This window comes from Pseudomonas laurylsulfativorans (genome assembly GCF_002906155.1).
Lineage (GTDB): Bacteria > Pseudomonadota > Gammaproteobacteria > Pseudomonadales > Pseudomonadaceae > Aquipseudomonas > Aquipseudomonas laurylsulfativorans.
Genome location: NZ_MUJK01000005.1, coordinates 258,642 through 283,267 on the forward strand (window position 1 = coordinate 258,642; position 24,626 = coordinate 283,267).

Below are 24,626 nucleotides of genomic sequence, written 5' to 3' on the forward strand. Positions count from 1 at the left end.
AGCAGATAGGGTGTGTTATTCGGGGCCAAGTATCAGCAGGCCGTGTGAACACTCTATGGCTGAAATATGACAATTGGATGAAAGGCCAGTATTTGGTTGATGCGGGATAATTCGCGCTGCCCTCATCGCCAGCAAGCCGGCTCCTACGGACTTCTGTAGGAGCCGGCTTGCTGGCGATGAGGCCAAACTAGCGCCCCTTCTTCCAGAGATAAGCCCCCACAAGAATCCCGACCCCACACAGCACCGCCACATAATAGGCAGGCCCCATCGGACTTTCCTTGAGCAACAAGCTGACGATCATCGGCGTCAGACCACCGAAAATCGCGTAGGCGACGTTGTACGAGAACGACAGGCCGCTGAAACGCACCACTGGAGGGAAGGCCTTGACCATCACATAGGGCACCGCGCCGATGGTGCCGACCAGCAGACCGGTGAGGGCATACATCGGGAACAGCCAGTCGGGATGGTCTGCCAGGCTGTGATAGAAGGTCCAGGAACTGGCCAACAGCGCGGTACAGCCGATCACGAAGACTCGCCCCGCACCGAAGCGATCGGCCAGTGCGCCAGCGATGATGCAGCCAAAACTCAGGAACACGATCGCCACGCTGTTCGCCTGCAGGGACGTGGTTGGCGAGAAGTGATAGACCGTCTGCAACACTGTCGGGGTCATCAGGATCAGCACCACGATGGCGGCCGACAACAGCCAGGTCAGCAGCATCGAAATGGCAATCGCGCCACGATGGTCACGCAGCACCGCCCGCAGCGGCACCTCTTCGGCCAGGGCCTTGCGCTGTTGCAGTTCGGCGAAAACTGGAGTTTCGTGCAGCCAGCGACGCAGGTACACCGAGAACAAACCGAACACACCACCCAGCAGGAACGGGATCCGCCAGGCGTAATCCGCCACTTCAACCGGGGTGTACAGGCTGTTGATCGCCGTAGCGACCAGAGAGCCCAGCAAGATGCCCGCCGTCAGGCCGCTGGTCAGGGTGCCGCAGGCGTAGCCGACATGCCGCTGCGGCACGTGTTCGGAAACAAAGACCCACGCCCCCGGTACTTCACCGCCAATGGCGGCGCCCTGGATCACTCGCATCAACAGCAGCAGGATCGGCGCCCACATGCCGATCTGCGCATAGGTCGGCAGCAAACCCATGATCAGGGTCGGCACCGCCATCATGAAAATGCTCAGGGTGAACATTTTCTTGCGTCCCAGCAGGTCGCCGAAGTGCGCCATCACGATGCCGCCCAGCGGGCGTGCGAGGTAGCCGGCGGCGAAGATGCCGAAGGTCTGCATCAGGCGTAGCCATTCAGGCATGTCCGCCGGGAAAAACAGCTTGCCCACCACCGTGGCGAAGAACACGAAAATGATGAAATCGTAGAACTCCAGCGCGCCACCCAGGGCAGACAGCGAAAGAGTCTTGTAGTCGTTGCGGGTCAACGGACGTGCGGGCTGGTCTGGCTGCGCGATGCTCGAGGGCGCTGTGGTCATGGCAAGGGCTTCTCTTATAGTCGGATCTGCAACCTCAACAACGCTGGCGGAGGTTTGGGCAGGTCCGGCACGATAGCAAATTGTTCGAAAAAGCACATAGAGGTGCATTTTTGACAGTCAAAATGAGAACCGGACGGTCGTCGCGGAGTCTACCGACCGATATACTCGCAGCCTTGCTCCGGTTTTTCAGGGGTTGCTGTGCGAAAACGCCTGTCAGGTTCATAGGCGATTTCGCAGAGTTTCCCTTTAGGCGCCTGATGGAAAACGTGACGAACGTTGTATGTTCGGTGTTGAATCGTTTTTCCCGAAGACGGCTACCACCTGCAATACCAACGAAGAGTCACGGGTCAGAGGCACCCCCGGCATGATAGAGCTCGAACAAGAAGATCCGATCCCGCAAGGCGACCTGGCCCTGCAAATCACCGCGCTCCCTCGCGAAACCAACGGCTTTGGCGATATTTTCGGCGGCTGGCTGGTGGCGCAGATGGACTTGGCAGGCACCGCGATGGCCAGCAAGGTCGCCGGCGGGCGCGTTGCCACCGTTGCGATCGACCGTATGGCGTTTCTGGTTCCGGTGGCGGTGGGCGCTCAGCTTTCCTTTTATACACAGGCCCTGGAAATCGGCCGCAGCTCGATCAAGATGATGGTCGAGGTCTGGAGCGACGATCCACTGTCCAGCGAGTGGCGTAAAGTCACCGAAGCGGTCTTTGTGTTCGTTGCCATCGACGGCAGCGGCCGCACCCGCTCGGTTCCGCCCAGGGCTCGATAAAGAGCTTCTAAACCTGGTAGCCGTTTTGCGGTCGATAGTCGTCCACGTTAATGATCGAGAGCTGTCCCATGAACACGCCCAATGTTGAAGCCGTAAAACTGGATGAACTGAACTGCTGGCGCATCCGCCACGGTCAGGCCGAATTACTGGTGGCCCAGCAAGGCGCGCACATCCTCAGCTATCAATTGGCAGGCCAGCCGCCGCTGATCTGGCTCAACGACGAGGCCGTATTCAAGACCGGCAAGAGCATCCGTGCCGGCGTGCCGGTGTGCTGGCCGTGGTTCGGCGTGTTTGACCGCAATCCGCAAAGCGTTCAGGCGATGCGCGTCAGCAAAGAAGCGCCGTCGGCTCACGGCTTCGTGCGAGCGATGGATTGGGAGCTGGGCGGCATCGAAGCCGAAGGCGAAAGCCTGAAGGTTGAATTCCTCCTGCCCTACCCCGAAGGCGGCTTTCCCGGCTGGCCGCACCAGGTGGATTTGAAGCTGAGCATTCGCCTCGACGAGCAATTGCACATCCACCTGACCAGCCACAACCAGGGCGCTGATGCCGTCAGCATCAGCCAGGCACTGCACAGTTACTTTGCCGTCAGCGATGTGCGCGACGTGCATGTCGAAGGCGTGGATGGCCTCAACTACATCGAAACCCTGGATAACTGGAAAACCGTCACCCAGACTGGTGACCTGCGTTTTACCGGCGAAACCGATCGCATCTACCTCGACGCCCCGCCACAGTTAAGCATCGTCGATCCGGCCTGGGAACGGCGCATCGTACTGACCAGCTGTGGATCGCGTACGGCGGTGATCTGGAACCCGTGGATCGACCGCGCCGCTGCGTTCAGCGACATGGCCGACAACGGCTGGCAGCGCATGCTGTGCATCGAGACGGCGAACGTGATGGGCGATGTGGTGAGCCTGGCACCGGGCGCCAGCCATACGCTGGGTGTGAGCATCGCCAGCAAATCGCTCTAACCCACAGGTTTTTTGTGCCAATCCATTTGGCAGCGCGCTACAAATCCGACTCTTTCACCACCCGCACCTTCTCCGCATCCAGCGCATATGCTGCATCGGCCAGGTCGTTACTGACCTTTTCGACTTTCAGCGTGCCGGTGACCCACAGCGGCGTATAGATATCGTTGAGCTTCAGGCCTTTTGGATAGCGCACCAGCACCAGCTGGTTGGGCGGCGGGGGCGGCACGTGGATGCAGGCGCCCGGGTAAGGCACCAGGAAGAACAAGGTACTGCGGCCCTTGGCGTCTGACTCCAGCGGCACCGGGTAACCGCCAATGCGGATATTCCTGTCGTTCATCGATGCAACGGTCTTGGTCGAGTACATCACCGCCGGCAAGCCTTTGGCCTGCTTCATCCCACCCTTGTCGGTGAAAGTGCCATTGGCCTCAGGGGAGTTGTGGTCGATTTCAGGCATGGCCTCGAGGGCCTTCTGGTCCGACTTGGGCATCAATTCGAGCCAGTCGGTTTCCGGCAGCTCGCCAGCATGGGCAAGGCCCGAACCCAATAAAACAAGAGTCAACAAAAGACGGCGCATGAAGGTGCTCGGTAAAGGGAGGAACAGGAAACGCCGAGCATTCTAGCCCTCCCGGCCGCTTTGGCGGAGAGGGCGTTGTCATCTGGATCAGTTCTTTTTGATCAGTCCGTAGATCACCAACAATACAACCGCGCCCACCAGCGCACCGACGAAGCCGGCGCCTTGACCGGCCTGATAGATGCCCAGTGCCTGACCGCCATAGGTAGCCGCCAGCGAACCGCCAATACCGAGCAGGATCGTCATGATCCAGCCCATGCTGTCATCGCCCGGTTTCAGGAACCGCGCCAGCAAGCCGACGATCAAACCGATAAAGATGGTTCCGATAATTCCCATGGCATTCCCCTCTCAATGAAGTAGCTAGTTGAAAGCCTAGTCAGACTTTCGCAACCTGCCATGAGAGAACGGCGCAACCCGAAGGTTCCGCCGTTGCCAGATAAAACTATTCGGCGATGAGCGCTTCAACCTTGAGGATCTGCGCCGCCAGGGTCTCGCGATCTGCACAGCGAAGGTTCGCATGACCGACCTTGCGGCCGACCTTGAACGCCTTGCCATAGTGATGCAGGTGGCAATCGGCGATGTTCAGGACCTTTTCGGCGTCCGGCACTTTGCCAATGAAGTTGAGCATCGCGCTTTCGCCGACCTTGGCCGTCGAACCCAACGGCAGACCGGCAACCGCCCGCAGGTGGTTTTCGAACTGGCTGCACTCGGCGCCTTCAGTGGTCCAGTGTCCGGAGTTGTGCACGCGCGGGGCAATTTCGTTGGCCTTGAGGCCACCGTCGACCTCAAAGAACTCGAACGCCATCACACCGACGTAATCCAGCTGCTTGAGCACACGGCTGGAGTAGTCCTCTGCCAAGGCTTGCAACGGGTGATCGGTGCTGGCCACCGAGAGCTTGAGGATGCCGCTGTCGTGGGTGTTGTGCACCAGCGGATAGAAGCGGGTTTCACCGTCGCGAGCACGCACGGCGATCAGCGAGACCTCACCGGTGAACGGCACGAAGCCTTCCAGCAGGCAGGCCACGCTGCCCAGCTCGGCGAAGGTGCCGACCACATCTTCAGGGGTACGCAGGACTTTCTGGCCCTTGCCGTCGTAACCCAGGGTTCGGGTCTTGAGCACTGCCGGCAGGCCAATGGAAGCCACGGCGGCATCGAGGTCGGCCTGGGACTGGATATCGGCGAACGCCGGTGTAGGAATCCCCAGGTCCTTGAACATGCTCTTCTCGAACCAGCGATCGCGGGCGATGCGCAGAGCTTCGGCGCTCGGGTAGACCGGAACGAATTGCGACAGGAACGCAACGGTTTCCGCCGGAACGCTTTCGAACTCGAAGGTCACCAGATCGACTTCATCGGCCAGTTGACGCAGGTGATCCTGATCGCCGTAATCGGCTCGCAGGTGTTCGCCCAACGCGGCTGCGCAAGCATCCGGCGCAGGGTCCAGGAAAGCGAAGTTCATGCCCAGCGGAGTACCCGCCAGCGCCAACATGCGACCCAGTTGGCCGCCACCGATTACACCGATCTTCATCGTCAACAACCTCAGGCGATGCGTGGGTCTGGATTTTCCAGGACGCTGTCTGTCTGTTCAGCACGGAAGGTTTTCAGCACCGTGTGGAACTGCGGGTGCTTGGCGCCAAGGATACTTGCCGACAGCAGCGCTGCGTTGATCGCACCGGCCTTGCCGATGGCCAGAGTGGCAACCGGAATGCCTGCTGGCATCTGCACAATGGAAAGCAGGGAATCAACACCCGAAAGCATTGCCGACTGCACCGGTACGCCCAGCACCGGCAGGTGGGTCTTGGCCGCACACATGCCAGGCAAGTGGGCTGCGCCGCCGGCACCGGCGATGATCACCTCGATGCCACGCGCTTCCGCTTCTTCAGCGTACTGGAACAGCAGGTCCGGGGTGCGGTGGGCAGAAACCACTTTCACCTCGTAAGGGATGCCGAGCTTTTCCAGCATATCGGCGGTGTGGCTAAGGGTGGACCAATCGGACTTGGAGCCCATGATCACGCCAACCAATGCACTCATCGTCGTGCCTCTTCTCTCTGGGCGCCCGCAGGCGCATCAAAAAACAACAAGCCACGCAGGATGCGTGGCTTGATTGTACGAATTATGGCCGGTCGTAACCGGCCGAAGGCCGCGCAGTATACCTCAAAGAAGCAGATAAACAGCCCCCGTGGCGACCATCTGTCATACGGCGCAAAGCGCCGGTTTTATTGACCGCAAGGTCAATCAAATCCACCCGAAATCCCCGTAGGAGCCGGCTTGCTGGCGAACCAGGCGACGGGGCGTGTCAGGCAGACCGGCGGCGTCTGGATCGCCAGCAGCCGGCTCCTACAGTCCTGTAGGCGTTTGGGCTGCGCCGCCTTCAAGTTTGCGCCACAACAACCGCACGTTCGCCTTGCGCACCAACGCACAGCGATACAGGCGAATTTCCAGCGGCACATGCCATTGCGGGCCGCCGCAGACCACCAACTCACCACGCGCCAGTTCGGCGCGCACGCTCAATTGCGGCACCCAGGCGATGCCCAGTCCCTCCAGGGCCATGCTTTTCAGGCTGTCGGCCATGGCGGTTTCATAGATAGTGGTGAAGCGCAGTGCCCGTTGACGCAGCAGCATGTTCACCGAACGGCCAAGAAACGCGCCGGCGCTGTAGGCCAGCAGCGGCACGCTGGCCTCACCTTCCAGGTCGAACAACGGCTTGCCGTCGGCATCGGCGGCGCACACCGGCAGCATTTCGGTGTGGCCAAGGTGTAGCGAGGGGAAAATTTCCGGGTCCATCTGCATCGCCGCGTCCGGGTCGTAGAACGCGAGCATCAGATCGCAGCCGCCTTCACGCAGCGCATGCACCGCGTCGCCGACGTTGGTCGCCACCAGCCGCGTGGCGATGTTCAAGCCTTCGTTGCGCAACTGCGCGATCCAGCGCGGAAAAAAACCCAGCGCCAGGGAGTGCGCGGCAGCGACCTGCATCACTTCGCCCTGTCCGCCTTCCAGGTGATGCAGATGGCGCAACACTTCGCCGAGCTGCTCGACCACAGTGCGTGCCGTGACCAGAAACAATTGTCCCGCCGCCGTCAGTTCGATCGGTGTGCGCGAGCGGTTGACCAGCGTCAGCCCCAGTGCCGCCTCCAGGCTGCGGATTCGCCGGCTGAACGCCGGCTGCGTCACAAAGCGTCGTTCCGCTGCCTGGGAGAAGCTGCGGGTGGCGGCCAGGGCACTGAAGTCCTCCAGCCATTTGCTTTCCAGATTCATCACGTCCTCCCGGACACGCACCAATTTAGGTCACACGCTCGCCGTCAGGCCGGCGTCACACGGGCATTATGCCGAATGTGCATAGCCTAGTGTTTAACAGCATTGGCCCAAAATTCTGCACAAGCCTAGCATTCACAACGTTCCGGCACAGACCGGGTCCATATTGAGATGATTTCTATCATGTCCTCCGCTGCATCATTCCGCACAGAAAACGACCTGCTTGGCGCCCTCGAAGTACCCGCTCAAGCGTATTACGGCATCCAGACCCTGCGAGCGGTGAATAACTTCCGCCTTTCGGGCGTTCCGATTTCGCACTACCCGAAACTGGTTGTCGGCCTGGCCATGGTCAAACAGGCCGCTGCTGACGCCAACCGTGAGCTGGGTCACCTGAGCGAAGCCAAGCACGCTGCCATCAGCGAAGCCTGTGCACGTTTGATCCGCGGCGACTTCCACGAAGAGTTCGTGGTGGACATGATTCAAGGCGGCGCTGGCACTTCGACCAACATGAATGCCAACGAAGTCATCGCCAACATCGCACTGGAGGCCATGGGTCACCAGAAAGGCGAATACCAGTACCTGCACCCGAACGACGACGTGAACATGGCGCAGTCGACCAACGACGCCTACCCGACGGCGATCCGTCTGGGTCTGTTGCTCGGTCACGACGCCTTGCTCGCCAGCCTCGATAGCCTGATTCAGGCATTCGCGGCCAAGGGTGAAGAATTCAACCACGTCCTGAAGATGGGCCGCACCCAGCTGCAAGACGCCGTTCCGATGACCCTGGGTCAAGAATTCCGTGCGTTCGCCACTACTCTGGGCGAAGACCTGGCACGCCTGAAGACTCTGGCACCGGAAGTCCTGACTGAAGTGAACCTGGGTGGCACCGCGATCGGCACCGGCATCAACGCCGACCCGCGTTACCAGCACCTGGCCGTTCAGCGTCTGGCAGTGATCAGCGGTCAACCGCTGGTACCGGCCGCCGACCTGATTGAAGCCACCTCCGACATGGGCGCGTTCGTACTGTTCTCCGGCATGCTCAAGCGTACCGCGGTCAAGCTGTCGAAGATCTGCAACGACCTGCGCCTGCTGTCCAGCGGCCCACGCACCGGCATCAACGAGATCAACCTGCCGGCACGTCAGCCAGGCAGCTCGATCATGCCAGGCAAGGTCAACCCGGTTATTCCGGAAGCCGTTAACCAGGTGGCGTTCCAGATCATTGGTAACGACCTGGCGCTGACCATCGCGGCCGAAGGCGGCCAGTTGCAATTGAACGTGATGGAGCCGCTGATCGCTTTCAAGATCTTCGACTCGATCCGCCTGCTGCAACGCGCCATGGACATGCTGCGCGAGCACTGCATCGTCGGCATCACCGCCAACGAAGCACGCTGCCGTGAACTGGTCGAGCACTCGATCGGCCTGGTCACCGCGTTGAACCCGTACATCGGCTACAAAAATGCCACCCGCATCGCCGGCCTCGCCCTTGAAAGCGGCCGCGGCGTGCTGGAACTGGTGCGCGAAGAAGGTCTGCTCGACGAAGCCATGCTCGCCGACATCCTGCGCCCGGAAAACATGATTGCTCCGCGCCTGGTGCCTCTGAAGGCATAACCCGACGCGTCACTTGTAGCACTGCTCACCAGGTCGAGGGACTAGACACCTCTCACCTTTTGAGGGCTTGGAGATTACGCTCCAGGCCCTTTTTTTTAACTGTTTGCCAGTGAACACCGTATGTCTGGGGACTGACCAATGTTGAGGCGGGCTTGCTCGCGAAGGCAGCGGCACATTCAACAAAGATGTGTCTGACACACCGCTTTCGCGAGCGAGCCCGCTCCCACCAGGAGCAGCTCCCACATAGCCTGACAACAAAAATATCAGGCGCTTCAAAGGCTTCGCTTCCCCGAATGCACCACGACCGTGCAGACGGACGGCACACTCATCGGTATAGTGCCGCCCCTCTTCGCGTGAGCGGTCGTCGGTAGCGAGGCCACAACCCATGCGAAACCCGAACTAATAACAAACCCGCGATATGAAACCGGGACGAACTTCGACCCGCCTGTTGTGCCATGCGCCAGCTGGTGTAACTCGATGTGTCTGTCCGGCCAGCATTTGCCTACATAAAAAAACAGCGAGGAATAATCCATGCTCGAAGTCATTAACGACTTCCTCTCAGGGAAAGTACTGATCGTGCTCATTGTCGGGCTCGGTAGCTACTTCACGATCCGCTCGCGTTTCGTTCAATTGCGTCACTTCTTCCACATGTTCGCGGTATTCCGCGACAGCCTCAAAAGCAGCGCCGGGCAACTCAGTTCGTTCCAGGCCCTGATGCTCAGCCTCGCCGGCCGCGTCGGTGCGGGCAACATCGCCGGCGTCGGCATTGCCGTGACGCTTGGCGGCCCCGGTGCCGTGTTCTGGATGTGGGTGACCGCATTGGTCGGCATGTCCAGCAGCTTCTTCGAATGCTCCCTCGGCCAGCTCTACAAACGCACCGACTCCGACGGCACCTTCCGTGGCGGCCCGTCCTATTACATCCAGCACGGCCTGCAAAAACGCTGGCTGGGCATGTTGATGGCGTTCCTGTTGCTTGTGACCTTCGGCTTCGCCTTCAACGGCCTGCAAGCCCACGCCGTGACGCACTCGCTGAACAACGCGTTCGGCCTCGACACCACGTACACCGGCATCGGCCTGGCCGTGTTGCTGGGCCTGGTGTTCATCGGCGGGATCAAGCGTATCGCCAAGGTCGCCGACCTGTTGGTGCCGGTCAAAACCCTGGTGTACATCGGCGTGACCCTCTACGTGATCGTGCTGCAATTCGATCACGTACCGGGCATGCTGATGACCATCGTCAAGAGCGCGTTCGGTCTGGACCAGGCCTTCGGCGGCCTGATCGGCAGCGCCATTGTGATGGGCGTGAAGCGCGGCGTGTTCGCCAACGAAGCGGGTCTGGGCAGTGCGCCGAACGTGGCGGCCGTAGCGGCGGTCGAGCACCCGGTGGCACAAGGTGTGGTTCAGGCGTTCAGCGTATTCCTCGATACTTTCGTGATCTGCACCTGCACCGCGTTGCTGATCCTGCTCTCCGGCTTCTACACCCCGGGCTTCGAAGGCGACGGCATTGCCCTGACCCAGAACTCGCTGGCCGCCGTGGTCGGTGACTGGGGCCGGATGTTCATCTCCGTGGCGCTGGCGTTGTTCGTGTTCACCTCGATCCTCTACAACTACTACCTGGGCGAGAGCAACCTGCGCTTTTTGATCGGCGAAAACCGCAAGGCGCTGATCGGCTATCGCGCGCTGGTGCTGGTGCTGATTTTCTGGGGCGCCATCGAAAACCTCGGCACCGTATTTGCCTTCGCCGACATCACCATGACCATGCTCGCATTCGTCAACCTGATCGCGCTGTTCCTGCTGTTCAAGGTCGGCATGCGCATCCTGCGTGACTACGATGACCAACGCGCCGCAGGCATCAAGACCCCGGTGTTCGACTCCGCCAAGTTCCCGGACCTGGACCTGGATCGCCAGGCATGGCCGGCCAATCCGCCGGCTGCCGTGCAGGTGCAAGCCGAGCCGCAAGGCGTGACCGCAGCGCAACGCTGATCGGTTAAAGTGCGGCAATCCCATGTGGGAGCGAGCCTGCTCGCGAATGCGGACTGACATTCAATATTGATGTCGACTGACACACCGCTATCGCGAGCAGGCTCGCTCCCACAAGGAAGTCATCGATTTCGGAGATTCCCATGAATTCCTCGACCTACCCTGCAGCCCAGCACGTCATGGTGCTCTACACCGGCGGCACCATCGGCATGCAGGCCAGCGCCCATGGCCTGGCCCCGGCGTCCGGTTTCGAAGCGCGGATGCGTGAGTATCTGCACAGCCAACCCGAGTTGGTGGTGCCGCAGTGGCGTTTCCGCGAGATGTCGCCGCTGATCGACAGCGCCAACATGACTCCGATGTATTGGCAGCAACTGCGCGAAGCGGTGGTCGATGCGGTGGATGTTCAGGGCTGCGATAGCGTGCTGATCCTGCATGGCACCGACACGCTGGCCTATAGCGCGGCAGCGATGAGTTTTCAGCTGTTGGGGCTGCATGCCCGCGTGTGTTTTACCGGCTCTATGCTGCCGGCCGGCGTGACCGATAGCGATGCCTGGGAAAACCTTGGAGGCGCGCTGGTTGCCCTGGGCCAAGGCCTGGCGCCGGGTGTGCATCTGTACTTCCACGGCGAATTGCTCGACCCGACCCGTTGCGCGAAGGTACGCAGTTTTGGTCGGCATCCGTTCAAGCGCCTGGAGCGTCAGGGCGGTGGCGTGAAAGCGACCTCGATTCCAACGCAACTGAATTACAACCAACCTAAACAATTGGCGAATGTCGCTGTGCTGCCGCTGTTTCCAGGCATCAGCGCCGGGATCCTCGATGGCTTGCTCGACAGTGGCATTCAGGGTCTGGTGTTGGAGTGTTACGGCAGCGGCACCGGCCCGAGCGACAACCCTGAGTTCCTCGCCAGCCTCGGCCGTGCGCGGGATAACGGCGTTGTAGTGGTGGCGGTGACGCAGTGCCACGAAGGCGGGGTTGAACTGGACGTCTATGAAGCCGGCAGTCGCTTGCGCGGTGTCGGCGTGTTGTCCGGTGGCGGCATGACCCGTGAAGCGGCGTTCGGCAAATTGCATGGGTTGTTGGGTGCAGGGCTTGATGTCGCCGAGGTGCGGCGCCTGGTCGAACTCGACCTGTGTGGCGAGCTGAACTGACAAAACACCAAACCTGTGGGAGCGAGCTTGCTCGCGATGGCGTCAGGTCAGTCGACGCAAATGTTGAATGAACAACCGCTATCGCGAGCAAGCTCGCTCCCACAAGTCCTTCACCCGGCACACTACTTGCTCCCAATTCCAGTACCCCCAAGGCTGGAAGTCCCTATGCTCCACTCCCACCTCACCACGCTCAACGCGGTCTCCCTGGTGCTCGATGCCTTTAAGGCTAAAGGCTTGTCCAGCGAGGCGCTGCTGACCGGAAGCGGCATCAGTGCGGCGGATCTGAACCGTGCCGACACACGCATCACCACCAATCAGGAAATGCAGGTCTGTGCCAACGCCGTCGCCCTCAAGCACGACATCGGCCTGGAACTGGGCCGGCGGATGCATGTTTCCTGCTACGGCATACTCGGTTACGCCCTGCTCACCAGTGCCACCTTCGGTGACGCTTTGCGTCTGGCAATGCGGTATCCGGCGCTGCTGGGAACACTTTTCGAACTGAGCCTGGAAGACGATGGCGAGCGCATCTGGTTCGCCGCCGCCGATTACCGCGAGAGTCCAGCCATGGCAGTGTTCAACGCCGAGTTCTGCCTCGTATCGCTGAAAATCACTTGCGACGACCTGCTCGGCCACCCCCTGCCCTTGCTCGGCGCGCGCTTCGAACATGCCGCGCCCGACTACGAAACGAGCTACGCCGAACACTTCAACTGCCCGCTGCACTTCGGCGCGAGCAACAATGCCTTCGCCTTCGACAAACGCTGGCTGGACCAGCCATTACCGCTGGCCGATGTGATCACCCATCAAGCCATGGCCGAACGTTGCCGCAAGCAGAACCTTGAGTTCACTGGTCGCCAGGCCTGGCTGGGTCGAATTCGACAGTTGCTCAGCGCGCAATTGAACGCCGCGCCCGGGCTGGAGGGTTTGGCTGAACAGATGAATTGCTCGGCGCGCACGTTGCGCCGACACCTCAAGGACATGGGCTGCAGCTACCAAGAGCTGCTCGACGAACTGCGTTTCGAACAGGCCAAGCAAATGCTCTGCGAAGATCAACTGCCGATCTATCAAATCGCCGAGGCGCTGGGCTTCAGCGAGACCGCGAGTTTTCGCCATGCGTTTGTGCGCTGGAGTGGTGTGGCGCCGAGTCAGTTTAGACCTTAGGACATGTCATGGCCGGTCTACCGCAACTTGAAGGGGCGAATTTCGGTCAAATGTTTTGGCCATATAGATCCCCTTTTGGCCTTTCCTGCCGTTCTCCAAATCCGTCTACACCGCAAGACTGTGTTCAACCGAATCAGCCTGCGGAGAACAAGAAATGCTGACGATCTACTCGGACGATCACCACCTGCACCACGGCCGTTGCGAATTGATAGACGGGCAACTCAAGCCCTGCTTCGAAATGCCTTCGCGTGCCGACCACGTACTTTCACGGGTGCAAAAACAGAACCTCGGTCCCGTCGAAGCGCCGAAGGATTTCGGCCTCGGGCCAATCGAGCGCATCCACAGCCGCGACTATCTCGACTTCTTCAAAGGCGCCTGGGCCCGTTGGACCGAGTTCAATACCGACGGCGACTTGCTGCCCTACACCTGGCCGGCTCGCACCCTGCGCCGCATCAAACCCACCAGCCTGCACGGCCAGCTCGGCTACTACAGTTTCGACGGCGGCGCCCCGATCACCGCCGGCACCTGGCAAGCGGCGTACAGCGCAGCACAAGTTGCGCTAACCGCCCAAGCTGAAATCCAGCGCGGTGCCCGCAGTGCATTCGCTCTATGCCGCCCACCGGGACACCATGCCGCCAGCGACTTGATGGGCGGTTATTGCTACCTCAACAACGCCGCCATCGCCGCCCAGGCGTTCCTTGATCAGGGCCACAAGAAGGTCGCGATCCTCGACGTCGACTACCACCACGGCAACGGCACTCAATCGATTTTCTATGAGCGCAGCGACGTGCTGTTCACCTCGATCCACGGTCATCCGGAAGCCGAGTTCCCGTTCTTCCTCGGCTACGAAGATGAGCTGGGCGAAGGCGCCGGTGAAGGCTTCAACTTCAACTATCCGTTGCCCGCCGGTTCAGGCTGGGACACCTGGAGTGCAGCGCTGGAACAGGCCTGCAAAGAAATCGAAAGCTATGGCGCCGACATCGTCGTCGTGTCTTTGGGCGTCGACACCTTCAAGGACGATCCGATCTCGCAATTCAAACTCGACAGCCCGGATTACCTGGCCATGGGCAAGCGCATTGCCGGCCTCGGCGTACCGACGCTGTTCGTCATGGAAGGTGGTTACGCGGTCGAAGAAATCGGCATCAATGCCGTGAACGTTCTCGAAGGTTTCGAAAGCGCTTGATGAGGAAGTAGAAGCATGAAAAGTCTTAAGCGTTTAGTCGTGCCTGCGCTGTGCGCCACGGTGCTCAGCAGTGTTGCACACGCCGAAGAACGAACGTTGCGCGTCTACAACTGGTTCGACTACATCACCCCCAAAGCCCTGGAAGACTTCAAGGCGCAGAACACCCTGACCAAACTGGTCTACGACATCTTCGACACCAACGAAGCCCTGGAGGCCAAGTTGTTGACCGGCAACTCCGGCTACGACGTCGTGGTGCCGTCCAACGTGTTCCTCGCCAAGCAGATCGAAGCCGGGGTGTTCCAGCCCCTGGATCGCAGTAAGTTGCCGAACTGGAATCACCTCGACCCCAAGCTGATGAAGCTGATCGAGGCCAACGATCCAGGCAACAAATTCGCCGTGCCCTACATGTACGGCACCATCCTGATCGGCTTCAACCCGGACAAGGTCAAGGCCGCCCTCGGTGCCGATGCGCCGGTAGACAGTTGGGATTTGATCTTCAAGGAAGAGAACATCAGCAAGCTCAAGCAGTGCGGCGTCGCCCTGCTCGACTCGCCGTCGGAAATCCTGCCGCTGGCCCTGCAACACCTCGGCCTGGACCCCAACAGCAAGAAGCCTGCGGACTACGACAAGGCTGAAGCATTGTTGATGAAGATCCGCCCGTACGTGACCTATTTCCATTCGTCGAAGTACATGGCCGACATCGCCAACGGTGACATCTGCGTCGCAGTCGGTTATTCCGGCAGCTTCTCGCAAGCCGCCAATCGCGCCAAGGAAGCCAAGAACGGTGTGATCGTCGACATGCGTTTACCGAAGGAAGGCGCGCCAATCTGGTTCGACATGCTGGCGATTCCGAAGGGTGCGAAAAACACCGAAGACGCCTACACCTTCATCAACTACCTGCTGCAGCCTCAGGTGATTGCGCCGGTCAGCGACTTCGTGGGCTATCCGAACCCGAACAAGGACGCGACGGAACGGGTCGACCCGGCGATTCGCAACAACCCGAACCTGTACCCGACCGATACGGCGATGAGCACGCTCTACACCCTGCAACCGCTGCCGCGTGATGCAGAACGTGCACGGACCCGTGCCTGGACCAAGATCAAGTCCGGTACCTGACACCCGCCTCGCTGCCGTCGTCACCAGGACCTGCGCTTGCGCAGGTCTTTTTTTTGCCCGCGATAATTATTTACCGCCAGTGCCACCTCGCCCGTCACTACCTTGCAACGGATCGCGCATCGACCCTTCCACGGTGCCTGCTGCCCTCACAAAGGATGTGACCATGCCCTATATCACCAGCCCTCCTGTTCTACATCGCCTTTCCGACGACCAGGACGCCCTGCTCACCCAATTGGTAACCGGCCCCTCGATCAGGGAAGTCGCCACCCATGCGCTGCAACCTGCCCTGAAAGCGCTGTACCCGAATGTGCAGATCGACCCTCGACTGGCCATGGTGGTGACGCCGACCTGGACCTCGCACGATGGGCACGTCGAACCTGGGCCACGGCATTTCGAGTCGCTGACAGATGCGCTGGTGCGCCATGGCGTAGCGGAAACACCCGTGACCTACCTCGATGGCGAGCACTACCTCACCCTTCAACCCCGGGAACAGACACCGACGCAACTGCCCGTCAGCATCGACGCCATCGGGCGCCTGCTCAACGAGTTGGCACCGTTGCTGTTTGTCGCGTTCCAAGAACAGCAGGTCGATTACTGGAATCAGTTCACCCGCGCCTCGGCGCCGCGCTGGCAGGAACTGTCCAAATCCTTGCGTGACCTGTGGAACATCGAGGCCAACCCCGACTGGGACAGTGACCAGCACGCCATGGCCGGCAAGCTTTTCGCCTACCCGGACAAAAGCGCCCGCCGTTCGCATGACCCCTATCAGTCGCGCGCCTGCCTGATCGACCTGGACGCCCTGAGCGATGCTGCCTCGACTCACGTCAACATCCTCGACATGGCGGTACTGATCGGAACACTGGGTACCCGGACCCTGATCCTCACTCACACCATCACCCGTGGCTTCCAGGCGTTCGACTCCCTGCAGGAGCTGGGCGCGTCGTTGCTGGCGGACACCGATGGGCGTGTACCGGGCAACGTTCTGCATTGGCGCCTGATCGAACCCCTGGGCAATTACTTCGACCGCCTGGCGTGCAACCTGATCGCCCTGCAAGCCGACGCAATCGGTGCGCTGGCCAACGAACCCGCGGCGGCAAACCCGGACCTGGCGCCACACATCAGCCGTACGACCAGCGAGCTCGACCCGACAGGCAAGCAATCATCCTCGCGATTCAATCGGGTCGAGCAATCGCTGCCAGACTGGATGGCCGATGCGTCTTCCAGCGATCTCACCGCTTACAGTCGTCATCTGATGGATCTGGTGACGGTGCGCAATCAGAACGCCGGCAAATCCTTTCAGGACGGGGTCAAGCCGATCCGCGAGTTTGCGCTGGATCAACTGCGCGAGGCCATGCTCCAGCAGCATGCCGACGCCACACAACTGAACCTGGCGGACATCGAGATCGTGGTCGACAGCGTGGTGGTCTGGGGCAGCTTTGTGCCTCTGGTGGAGCCCGAGCGCACCACCCTGAGCCTGGTCGACCTGGCGCTGCAAAACCTGATTGCCCTGCCGCAGGGCAACAAATCCGTGCGCAGTGTCAGCGCCGCCGCGCTGCCGCAATGGATGACAGTGAGCTATCTGGAGGCGCTGATCGCCCGCGTCGACATCGGCCAGAACTACCCGGCACTGATCAAGCGCGAGCTGCTTGCCGATCCTATTGCAAGCCTGCGGCGCCAGAACCTGTTCACCAGTCATTTGCGCGTCGAGTTGCCGCTGCTGGCCTTGCAGTTGAAGATTCGCAAGCAGAACGGCATCGATGAAACGGGTTATCGCTATGTCGCCGCCGTGGTCCAGGTGCTCGACGCCAATCGCTGGGTGGATGGCCAGGAAATCGTGATTCGCCCACTGGCCTTCAGGCCCGGCTGGCGCATCGGAGGAGCCACCGATGAAGTGACCAACATGTTCGTCATCGGGCCCCGGCAGATGGACAAGGGGCCGTGCTTGCTTTACCGGCCAATGCTGGAGCAGCCGCTGAGCCAATATCCGACGCCCGCCAACCTGATCTACGCCATCAAACACTCGCCGACGTTGCGCCAATCCGTACTCGCCTGGCTGCCTGACGACGCCCGCGCCAACTACGCCAACTATGCGTTCACCGGCGACCGACCTTCGGTCTGGAGCATTTCTCAACTGCTGGCCGATCCGCTGACGTCCCTGCAAATGAGCGGCCCGATTTCCCTTGGCCAGCGGGTCCTCAGCGGCAATTATCTGGCCACCCTGTACAAGGCCAACGTCAATGCACTGATTGAACTGGCACAACGGCAATCGTTGTCCAACGCGCAAAATCGTTGGGCGAGCTACAAGCGCGCAGCCTGGACGCTGCTCAATGCCGCATTGCCCTTTCTCGGTAGAACCGTCGGGACGGCCGCGTGGATCTGGCAAGTACTGGATGACTTGCAGCAAACCCTCGACGCGCCCGACAGTGGCGACCACCAGCAGCAGACATCAGCCATGACCGATCTGCTGCTGACCCTGGCCATGGTGCTTGCCCATCACGCCAGCACGCGCAACCCACCTGTGCGCAGGGTCCGGGAAAAACCGATGGCAACCGCGCTTGAGCACCCGGAAAAACCGGCCCTGCAACCCGTGACCGTGGTGCAATTGCCCGACATCCTCGGCGAGCACCCTGCGGAGCAACATCGCCAGTCAGTGACCACCGACGCGGCCCTGGACCTGACCCAAACCCTGGATCGCTTCACTGTCACGCCACCCGAACCGCTCACAGCGCCCGACAGTGGCAACGGTATCTATCACCACCTCTATCGAAAGGAAAACACCTGTTACGCGCCGGTGGGCGAACGCTGGTTCGAGGTGGCCGTCGAGGACACGGGCGAAGTGTCAATCATCGACTCCCGTCAGCAACCGGCGCGCACCGGCCCGGCACTGATCAGCAATCAACGGGGCGAATGGTTCGTCGACACCCGACTGCGCCTGCGCGGCGGCGGTCTGTCGAGTCGGCGCAAGGCACTCAAACAGCAGAACCGCGAGCGCATTGCCAACCTCAAACGGCAACTGGTCGAGTTTGATCGCGAACGCGAACGGGCACGTACAGAACTGACCGACGCTCACAACGCCATGAAATCGGCCAGCGACGAGTCACTGCCTGCCGCGCAAACGCAGTTCCTCGAGAAGCTCGATCGCCGCACCCAGGAATACGCCCTGCCCATCGAGCAGCTGAAATCGTTGAACCTGCTCGACACCGTGCCCAACTACCGCAGCGCCATGGTCGAGATGATCGGCACTCAGTTGTTCTTCAACCAGACATGGCTCGATCAGCGTCAAGCGACCTTCGCTCAATCCTTGAGGGAAACCCTGACGTTGCTCGATGCCGAAGAAACGGCAAGTAGCACCGGTGACCGCGCGACTTACCAGAAAATGGTCGACCTGACCGAGGGCATGATCGGCAAGATCGAATTCGCCCAATCGCGGTTCCATGAGTTGAGCCGACTCGGTAGAGGCGCTGCGGAAGTGGCGGGCACCTACCGGACAAAACTGCCCGCTTTCAGCCTTAGCGATCTCAAGGCGCTTCAGGTTTCGCTGGCCCGCGACGTCTGTCTGAAAGAAGGTAACAGTGCCGCGCTGAACGATGCCCGGAGCGCATTCGAGCGCCTGCTCGACACCACCAACCTGGTTATCCAGACCTCGCAAGAGCTGATGCTGCAAGACAGTACATGGGCGGCGGGCGAACGCATCGAAGGCCTCAACGGCATGCTCGAACAGTTTGCCGCTATCGAGCAATCCTTCGAAGACTTCAGCCTCAACCACAACGAAGCGGTTCTGGAGCAACCGTTCAAACACCTACGTTCGCGAATCAGCGAATTCCAGCAGGACACCGAAGCCAATCTGGCGCAATTGCTGCGTGAACAACGACCGGTGGAACCCCGCCCCGGGCCTTCAAAGCCCGCGCCGGCATCGCGCAAACGGGTCGTCAAGACGCGCTTCAAGGGCACGGTCGTTGGTGAATTACGCCCCTCGGCATCGGGACAACCGGTCTTGCTGGATGTGAAATCGCCCTTGACCGGCAAAGTGATCGCCACCTTTCACGAAAAAACACCCGGCGTCTGGGTTGAACGCGTGCCCCCCAGACGCCGCCGCCCGACTGTCCAGGCGCCTGACCTCGACAGCCAAATCGCGCAAGGCCAGACACTGCTCGACGGCGTGGACAACTTCATTCGGCAAACCGAAGCGAGCGCGAAAAAAACGGGCCGTATCCCGGTGGAAATCGAAGAGTTATTTCAGCAAAAAGCCGAACAGCTCGACAGAAGCGCGAAGATGCTCGAGCAGACCCTGACCGCGTCGAATACAACCGACACCACGACAACACTGGGTGCTGACTTGAACGTGGCACGTGATCGACTGTATGCCGAGGGCTACCGGATCCGGGTCGAGATGATCAAGCAACAACCACCCACCGCTGCCCGCGTCGAATGGCTGTCGAGCAAAAATGAAATCGATATCGTGCGCAGCGGTGAGCGACGCCGACTCAAAGGCCCGCGTAAGGATTATCTGGAGGAATACGAGATTCGCGAGCGAGGCACCGGGCAACCGTTGTGGTACGCGCATTTCCACTACACCGGCCCCGGCACGCCCGTCGAGGCGTTTACCGCCGCCCACCTGAAACTGCGTGATCAACGGTTGATGGCCGGCGCATCCGACCTGCGTTCGGCCTCCAGCAGCCAGGTGATCGCCATCTATCGCAGCGAAATTAGCCCGCAACTGGCCAATTCACTGTTCTTTTCAAAAGCCTCTAACGTCAAAAAGGAAAATGGCGAGGACTGAGCACCCGGTAACCCGAGTTCACACCCCTGATGTGTGAACTCGGACGGGTTGATCACCCGCCCACTTCAGCGAGCACGCCACACCGAGCGTAATCGCTCCAGTGCCGCCTCGATCGATTTCTCAGGCACTGCCGCAAAGCCCAGCACCAGCCCGGCGCGTTGATCGACCGGGGTGGTGGAGTCCGGCAGCCAATAACTGCTCAAACCATTGATCTCGACATCGACGCCACGTGCCAATTCGATCAGTTCTTGCTCACGCGCCACACTATCGATCGGCACGGTCATGTGCAGCCCGGCCGCGACTGTGGGTAATGGGCCGACGCCAGGCATGTCCAGCGGCCAGCCATTGAGCAGGGTATTACGCCGACTCAGCGCCGCACGGCGCATCCGGCGAATATGCCGCTGGAAGTGTCCCGCCGCCATGAACTCGGCCATCACTGCTTGGGTGCTGACTTCCGAATGTCGGACATCCACTGCACGACGCTGGGCAAAGGCTTCCACCAGACCCGCAGGCAACACCAGGTAACCCAGGCGCAATGCTGGAAACGCCACCTTGCCAAACGTGCCGACGTAAAGCACCCGGCCTTGCCGATCCAATGCCGCCAAGGGCGCCAGCGGTGCGCCGCTGTAGCGGTACTCGCCATCGTAATCATCCTCGACGATCCAGCCCTGGGTGCGTTCTGCCCAGGCCAACAACTCCAGGCGTCGAGCCAGACTCATGACCACGCCAGTGGGATACTGGTGTGACGGCGTGACGTAGGTCAGCCGACAATCACTGAGCTTTGCCAGTTCACTGCAATCGATGCCCTCGCTGTCCACCGCCACCCCATGCAGCCGTGCACCCGCCACGGCGAACGCATGGCCGGCCGCCCGATACCCCGGATTCTCGATCGCCACGCCGTCGCCCGGCTCCACTAGCAACTGTGCACAAAGGCTGATCCCCTGCTGCGCGCCACTGGTGATCACAATTTGCTCAGCCGTGCACTGCATGCCACGGGAACTGCGCAAATACGCGGCGATCATCCCGCGCAAGCGCGCATCGCCGGCCGGGTCGCCATAGCACAGCTGCTGCAAATCCGGTTTGCGCCAGAAAGCCGCATTCAGCTTGGCCCAGACCTCGAATGGAAACAGATCGAACGCCGGAACACCGACCCGAAATGCCCGGGGCGGTCCACTCGGCGGGCTGGGTAAATGGTTGTTTTTGACCCGTGCCAACGGGTCGCTGTGGATAACTTTGCTGGATGGATCCACAGGTAAATCGAGCCGATTTGTGGATAAAGCTGTGGATAACCCTGTTGAAAAGCCTGTGGATACTTTTGTGGATAGTTTTTTTGCCGGCAACGCTGCCTGAGGCAGTTGCGCGACATAAGTGCCATCCCCGACGCGCCCCTCAATGAAGCCTTCGGCATACAGCTGATCATAGGCGCGCACCACGCTGTTACGGGAAATCGCCAGCGCCGCGGCCAGGTCACGACTGGCCGGCAGGCGCGTACCACTGGCCAATCGCCCGTCGAGGACGCGAAGGCGCAAAGCCTGATAGAGCTGACGGCTCAGCCCCTGACGACGATCGAGTTCGATACCGGCCGGGTTGAACGACAAGGAAAGCGGCGTATCCGTCATGGCAATGGACCTATGAAATTGGTCGTTAATGGCTCTTACAACAGACCAATAGCCTGCCTAGGATGCAGACATTCGCCAAGGAAAATATCTCCATGTACACGCCACGCGCTTTTGCCATCGACGAGTTGTCCCAACTGCATGAACTGATCCTCGCCACCCGTCTCGCCATATTGGTGACCCACGGCGAAAGCGGCCTGCAAGCCAGTCATGTGCCGGTGCTGCTGCATTGCGAACAAGGCACGAACGGCACGTTGTACGGGCATCTGGCCAAAGCCAATCCACAGTGGAAAGACCTGCGCGACGGTGCCGAAGCCCTGCTGATTTTTGCCGGTGCCGACGCCTACGTTAGCCCCGGCTTCTACCCGAGCAAGGCCGAACACGGCAAAGTCGTGCCAACCTGGAACTACGTCGCCGTACACGCCTATGGCCGAGCCGAAACCTTTAGCGATGGCGGGCGGCTGCTCGACATCGTCAGCACCCTCACCGACCGTCATGAAGCTGGCCGCGCCCAACCGTGGTCAGTGGCCGACGCCCCCGCCGACTACATCGACGGCATGCTCAAGGCGATCGTCGGTTTCGCCATTCCCATCGACCGTCTGGAAGGCAAGCGCAAGCTCAGCCAGAACCGCAGCCCCGCCGACATCGCCGGCGTACGCGAAGGCCTGGCCGCCAGCCCCGACGTCAACGACCAGACCCTCGCCCAATTGATGCGCTAAGGAAATCACCATGAGTCAAATCGACATTCGCCAAGTCACCGCCGCTGATCACGCGGCCTGGTTGCCGCTGTGGCAAGCCTACCTGCGCTTCTATAAAACCGAATTGCCGCAAACCGTCACCCAAAGCACCTGGCAGCGTATGCTCGACCCGAATGAGCCAACCCACGCCGCCCTCGCCTGGGCCGATGGCAAAGCGGTGGGCATGGTGCACTTCATCTACCATCGTTCGAACTGGGCCATCGAAAACGCCTGCTACCTGCAAGACTTGCTGGTGGTCCCGGAAACCAGAGGCACCGGCGTCGGCCGCCAGCTGATCGAATTCGTCTACACCACGGCCAAGGCTGACGGCTGCAACAAAGTCCACTGGCTGACCCACGAAACCAACGCCACCGCGATCCAGCTTTACGAGCGCATCGCCGAACGCCCGGGTTTCATCCAGTTTCGCAAAGCCATTTAAGGTTCAAGGAGAACAACATGTCGACTTCACTCACGGACTGGAAAGGCGTCCCGGCCCCCACGACTCAACTGATCGAAGGGCGTTACATCCGCCTGGAAAGACTCGACCCCGCACGCCACGGCGACGACCTGTTCAAAGCCCTGCAAGGTCCCGGCGCCGACCCGAAGCTGTGGGACTACCTGCCTTACGGCCCCTTTCCGGAGCGCAGTGTCTTCAACGACTGGCTGAACAACCACGCGGCCAGCAGCGACCCGTATTTCTTCAGTGTGATCGACCGCTCCAGCGGCGAGGTCCAGGGCATTTTGAGCCTGATGTCCATCGTTCCGGCCCAGGGCCGCATCGAAATCGGCCACGTCTCCTTCGGCGCCCCAATGCAGCGCTCACCGAAAAGCACCGAGGCGGTTTACCTGTTGGCCAAGGAATCGTTTGCCCTGGGTTACCGCCGCCTGGAATGGAAATGCAACAACGCCAACGCCCGCTCCAAATACGCGGCCGAACGATTGGGCTTCAGTTTTGAGGGGGTGTTCCGCCAGCACATGGTGGTCAAGGGCCAGAACCGCGATACGGCGTGGTACTCGATCCTCGATTCGGAATGGGCTGCGATTGGAGCCGGATTCGAGCGCTGGTTGAGCGATGAGAACCAGACGGAGTCGGGGCAGGTGAAAACCCTGGCAGAGTGCCGCGGGTAAATCTTTAGCGCCTGGACGGACGCCTTCGCGGGCACGCCTCGCCCCTACAGGGGTTAGTCGTTGGTCACAATGACGTGGCCAACCCAAAACCTTGTGGGAGCGAGCCTGCTCGCGGATGGCTTCACGCCAATTTCTGGGCAAGCACCTCAATATGCTCCGGCCCGATCCCGCAGCACCCACCCAAATGGCTCGCCCCACGCTTCTGCCAATCCGCCGCCCATTGCAGGTAACCCGGCGGATCGAGATCGTCGCGCAACGGGTCCAGCCCATCGTTAGCCGTCGCCTCTTTCGGTTGTGGCGGGAAGGCATTGGCGTACGCGCCGATTTGAATGCTCACCCCCAACCGCTCAAACGTTTCCCGCGCCGCATCAATCGCCGCGCCTATCACCTCCGGCTGGCTGCAGTTGAACAGCAACGTCTCGACGCCCAGCTCAACCGCGGCTGCCGCCGCCTCGGCCACTGGCTCGCCGGAACGCAAACGCGGCACTTCGTCGGTGTCTTCATCCTTCAACGTAAATGACAGCCAGAACGGCTTGCCGTCCTTCGGCAGACCGGCGTGGATCGCTCGTGCCTCGACGACCGAGCTCTGGGTTTCCGCCAGCCATAGGTCAACATGCGGCGCGAGCCCTTTCACGAGTGGCGCCAGCAATTCAGTGACACGTTCGGCGTCGAACAGGTCCGGACGATAAGAGCCAAACAGCGGAGGCAATGAACCTGCCACGCGCACCGGTTTACCGGCCGCATCGACCGCACGTCGCGCCAGCTCACCGGCCAAGGCCGCGAGGGCCTGACCTTCAGCGGCAAAACGCTCTTCGCCAATATGGAATGGCACCACCGCGTAACTGTTGCTGGTGATCACATTCGCACCGCTTTCGATATAAGCCGTGTGCACCGCTTCTACCGCTTGCGGTGCTTCGCTCAAGGCTAGCGCCGACCACTCTGGCTGCCTGAATGGTGCCCCTCGGCGTTGCAGCTCACGGCCCATGCCGCCATCCAGAATCACTGTGCTTCCTGCGCCCATATGCTTTCCACTCATAAGCTTATGAAAAAAAACTCACTATCAGAGTCATTGTTATAACTATTTAATACGCACCATTCGTTTAATAACAACCATTTTTTTATCAGGGATCGA

20 protein-coding genes are annotated in these 24,626 nt (G+C 60.6%); 12 read left to right on the plus strand and 8 right to left on the minus strand.

What is annotated here, in order from left to right; genetic code table 11:
• Positions 1–187 precede the first annotated feature (187 nt).
• Entirely contained in the window at positions 188–1,486 is a 1,299-nt protein-coding gene (locus tag B0D71_RS18020) for an MFS transporter (RefSeq protein ID WP_103395964.1), read from the minus strand.
• Between the two features lie 364 nt (positions 1,487–1,850).
• Here B0D71_RS18020 and B0D71_RS18025 point away from each other — a divergent pair, with 364 nt between their 5' ends.
• The gene (locus B0D71_RS18025; protein WP_007942704.1) at positions 1,851–2,255 is read left to right on the plus strand and encodes an acyl-CoA thioesterase; all 405 of its coding nucleotides are present in this window, start codon (positions 1,851–1,853) and stop codon (positions 2,253–2,255) included.
• A 68-nt stretch (positions 2,256–2,323) separates the two neighbouring features.
• Entirely contained in the window at positions 2,324–3,223 is a 900-nt protein-coding gene (locus B0D71_RS18030) for a D-hexose-6-phosphate mutarotase (protein ID WP_103395965.1), read from the plus strand.
• A 37-nt stretch (positions 3,224–3,260) separates the two neighbouring features.
• Here the strand turns inward: B0D71_RS18030 and B0D71_RS18035 are convergent, their stop codons facing one another.
• The 5 genes from B0D71_RS18035 to B0D71_RS18055 all read right to left on the minus strand — a co-directional run bounded on the left by B0D71_RS18035 (position 3,261) and on the right by B0D71_RS18055 (position 7,046).
• Complete coding sequence (locus tag B0D71_RS18035; protein WP_103395966.1) at positions 3,261–3,797, minus strand: DUF3299 domain-containing protein; 537 nt, start codon at positions 3,795–3,797, stop codon at positions 3,261–3,263.
• Positions 3,798–3,884: 87 nt separating this feature from the next.
• Positions 3,885–4,130, minus strand: coding sequence for a GlsB/YeaQ/YmgE family stress response membrane protein (locus tag B0D71_RS18040; RefSeq protein ID WP_103395967.1), 246 nt, complete (start codon positions 4,128–4,130; stop codon positions 3,885–3,887).
• Positions 4,131–4,236: 106 nt separating this feature from the next.
• Positions 4,237–5,319 (minus strand): 5-(carboxyamino)imidazole ribonucleotide synthase, encoded by a 1,083-nt coding sequence (locus B0D71_RS18045; RefSeq protein ID WP_103395968.1) that lies wholly within the window; start codon positions 5,317–5,319, stop codon positions 4,237–4,239.
• 11 nt (positions 5,320–5,330) lie between these two features.
• Positions 5,331–5,822 carry a 5-(carboxyamino)imidazole ribonucleotide mutase gene (gene purE, locus B0D71_RS18050; protein ID WP_103395969.1) on the minus strand — a complete coding sequence of 164 codons (492 nt, stop codon included), beginning with the start codon at positions 5,820–5,822 and terminating at the stop codon, positions 5,331–5,333.
• 306 nt (positions 5,823–6,128) lie between these two features.
• A complete protein-coding gene (locus B0D71_RS18055) occupies positions 6,129–7,046 on the minus strand; it encodes a LysR substrate-binding domain-containing protein (protein WP_103395970.1) in 918 nt (305 codons plus the stop codon).
• Between the two features lie 180 nt (positions 7,047–7,226).
• Between B0D71_RS18055 and B0D71_RS18060 the strand changes: the two genes are divergently transcribed.
• The 7 genes from B0D71_RS18060 to B0D71_RS18095 all read left to right on the plus strand — a co-directional run bounded on the left by B0D71_RS18060 (position 7,227) and on the right by B0D71_RS18095 (position 20,013).
• A complete protein-coding gene (locus B0D71_RS18060; protein WP_046038891.1) occupies positions 7,227–8,651 on the plus strand; it encodes an aspartate ammonia-lyase in 1,425 nt (474 codons plus the stop codon).
• A gap of 531 nt (positions 8,652–9,182) precedes the next feature.
• On the plus strand, positions 9,183–10,631 hold the full coding sequence (locus tag B0D71_RS18065) for an alanine/glycine:cation symporter family protein (RefSeq protein ID WP_103395971.1): 1,449 nt from the start codon (positions 9,183–9,185) through the stop codon (positions 10,629–10,631).
• A 140-nt stretch (positions 10,632–10,771) separates the two neighbouring features.
• Positions 10,772–11,776, plus strand: coding sequence for an asparaginase (locus B0D71_RS18070; RefSeq protein WP_103395972.1), 1,005 nt, complete (start codon positions 10,772–10,774; stop codon positions 11,774–11,776).
• 165 nt (positions 11,777–11,941) lie between these two features.
• On the plus strand, positions 11,942–12,934 hold the full coding sequence (locus B0D71_RS18080) for an AraC family transcriptional regulator (protein ID WP_103395973.1): 993 nt from the start codon (positions 11,942–11,944) through the stop codon (positions 12,932–12,934).
• A gap of 154 nt (positions 12,935–13,088) precedes the next feature.
• The gene (locus B0D71_RS18085; protein WP_103395974.1) at positions 13,089–14,117 is read left to right on the plus strand and encodes a histone deacetylase family protein; all 1,029 of its coding nucleotides are present in this window, start codon (positions 13,089–13,091) and stop codon (positions 14,115–14,117) included.
• 15 nt (positions 14,118–14,132) lie between these two features.
• Positions 14,133–15,233 carry a polyamine ABC transporter substrate-binding protein gene (locus B0D71_RS18090; protein ID WP_103395975.1) on the plus strand — a complete coding sequence of 367 codons (1,101 nt, stop codon included), beginning with the start codon at positions 14,133–14,135 and terminating at the stop codon, positions 15,231–15,233.
• 163 nt (positions 15,234–15,396) lie between these two features.
• The gene (locus B0D71_RS18095) at positions 15,397–20,013 is read left to right on the plus strand and encodes a coiled-coil domain-containing protein (RefSeq protein WP_103395976.1); all 4,617 of its coding nucleotides are present in this window, start codon (positions 15,397–15,399) and stop codon (positions 20,011–20,013) included.
• A gap of 65 nt (positions 20,014–20,078) precedes the next feature.
• On the opposite strand, the gene pdxR is transcribed toward B0D71_RS18095, so the two are convergent.
• Positions 20,079–21,632, minus strand: a complete 1,554-nt coding sequence (gene pdxR / locus B0D71_RS18100) for a MocR-like pyridoxine biosynthesis transcription factor PdxR (RefSeq protein WP_103395977.1) — start codon at positions 21,630–21,632, stop codon at positions 20,079–20,081.
• Positions 21,633–21,724: 92 nt separating this feature from the next.
• Between pdxR and B0D71_RS18105 the strand changes: the two genes are divergently transcribed.
• The 3 genes from B0D71_RS18105 to B0D71_RS18115 are packed head-to-tail and all read left to right on the plus strand — an operon-like array spanning position 21,725 to position 23,494.
• On the plus strand, positions 21,725–22,348 hold the full coding sequence (locus tag B0D71_RS18105) for an FMN-binding negative transcriptional regulator (RefSeq protein ID WP_103395978.1): 624 nt from the start codon (positions 21,725–21,727) through the stop codon (positions 22,346–22,348).
• Positions 22,349–22,358: 10 nt separating this feature from the next.
• On the plus strand, positions 22,359–22,805 hold the full coding sequence (locus tag B0D71_RS18110; protein WP_103395979.1) for a GNAT family N-acetyltransferase: 447 nt from the start codon (positions 22,359–22,361) through the stop codon (positions 22,803–22,805).
• Positions 22,806–22,822: 17 nt separating this feature from the next.
• The gene (locus tag B0D71_RS18115; protein ID WP_103395980.1) at positions 22,823–23,494 is read left to right on the plus strand and encodes a GNAT family N-acetyltransferase; all 672 of its coding nucleotides are present in this window, start codon (positions 22,823–22,825) and stop codon (positions 23,492–23,494) included.
• 121 nt (positions 23,495–23,615) lie between these two features.
• Here B0D71_RS18115 and B0D71_RS18120 read toward each other — a convergent pair whose 3' ends face one another.
• Positions 23,616–24,515 (minus strand): homocysteine S-methyltransferase family protein, encoded by a 900-nt coding sequence (locus B0D71_RS18120; protein WP_103395981.1) that lies wholly within the window; start codon positions 24,513–24,515, stop codon positions 23,616–23,618.
• Positions 24,516–24,626 lie beyond the last annotated feature (111 nt).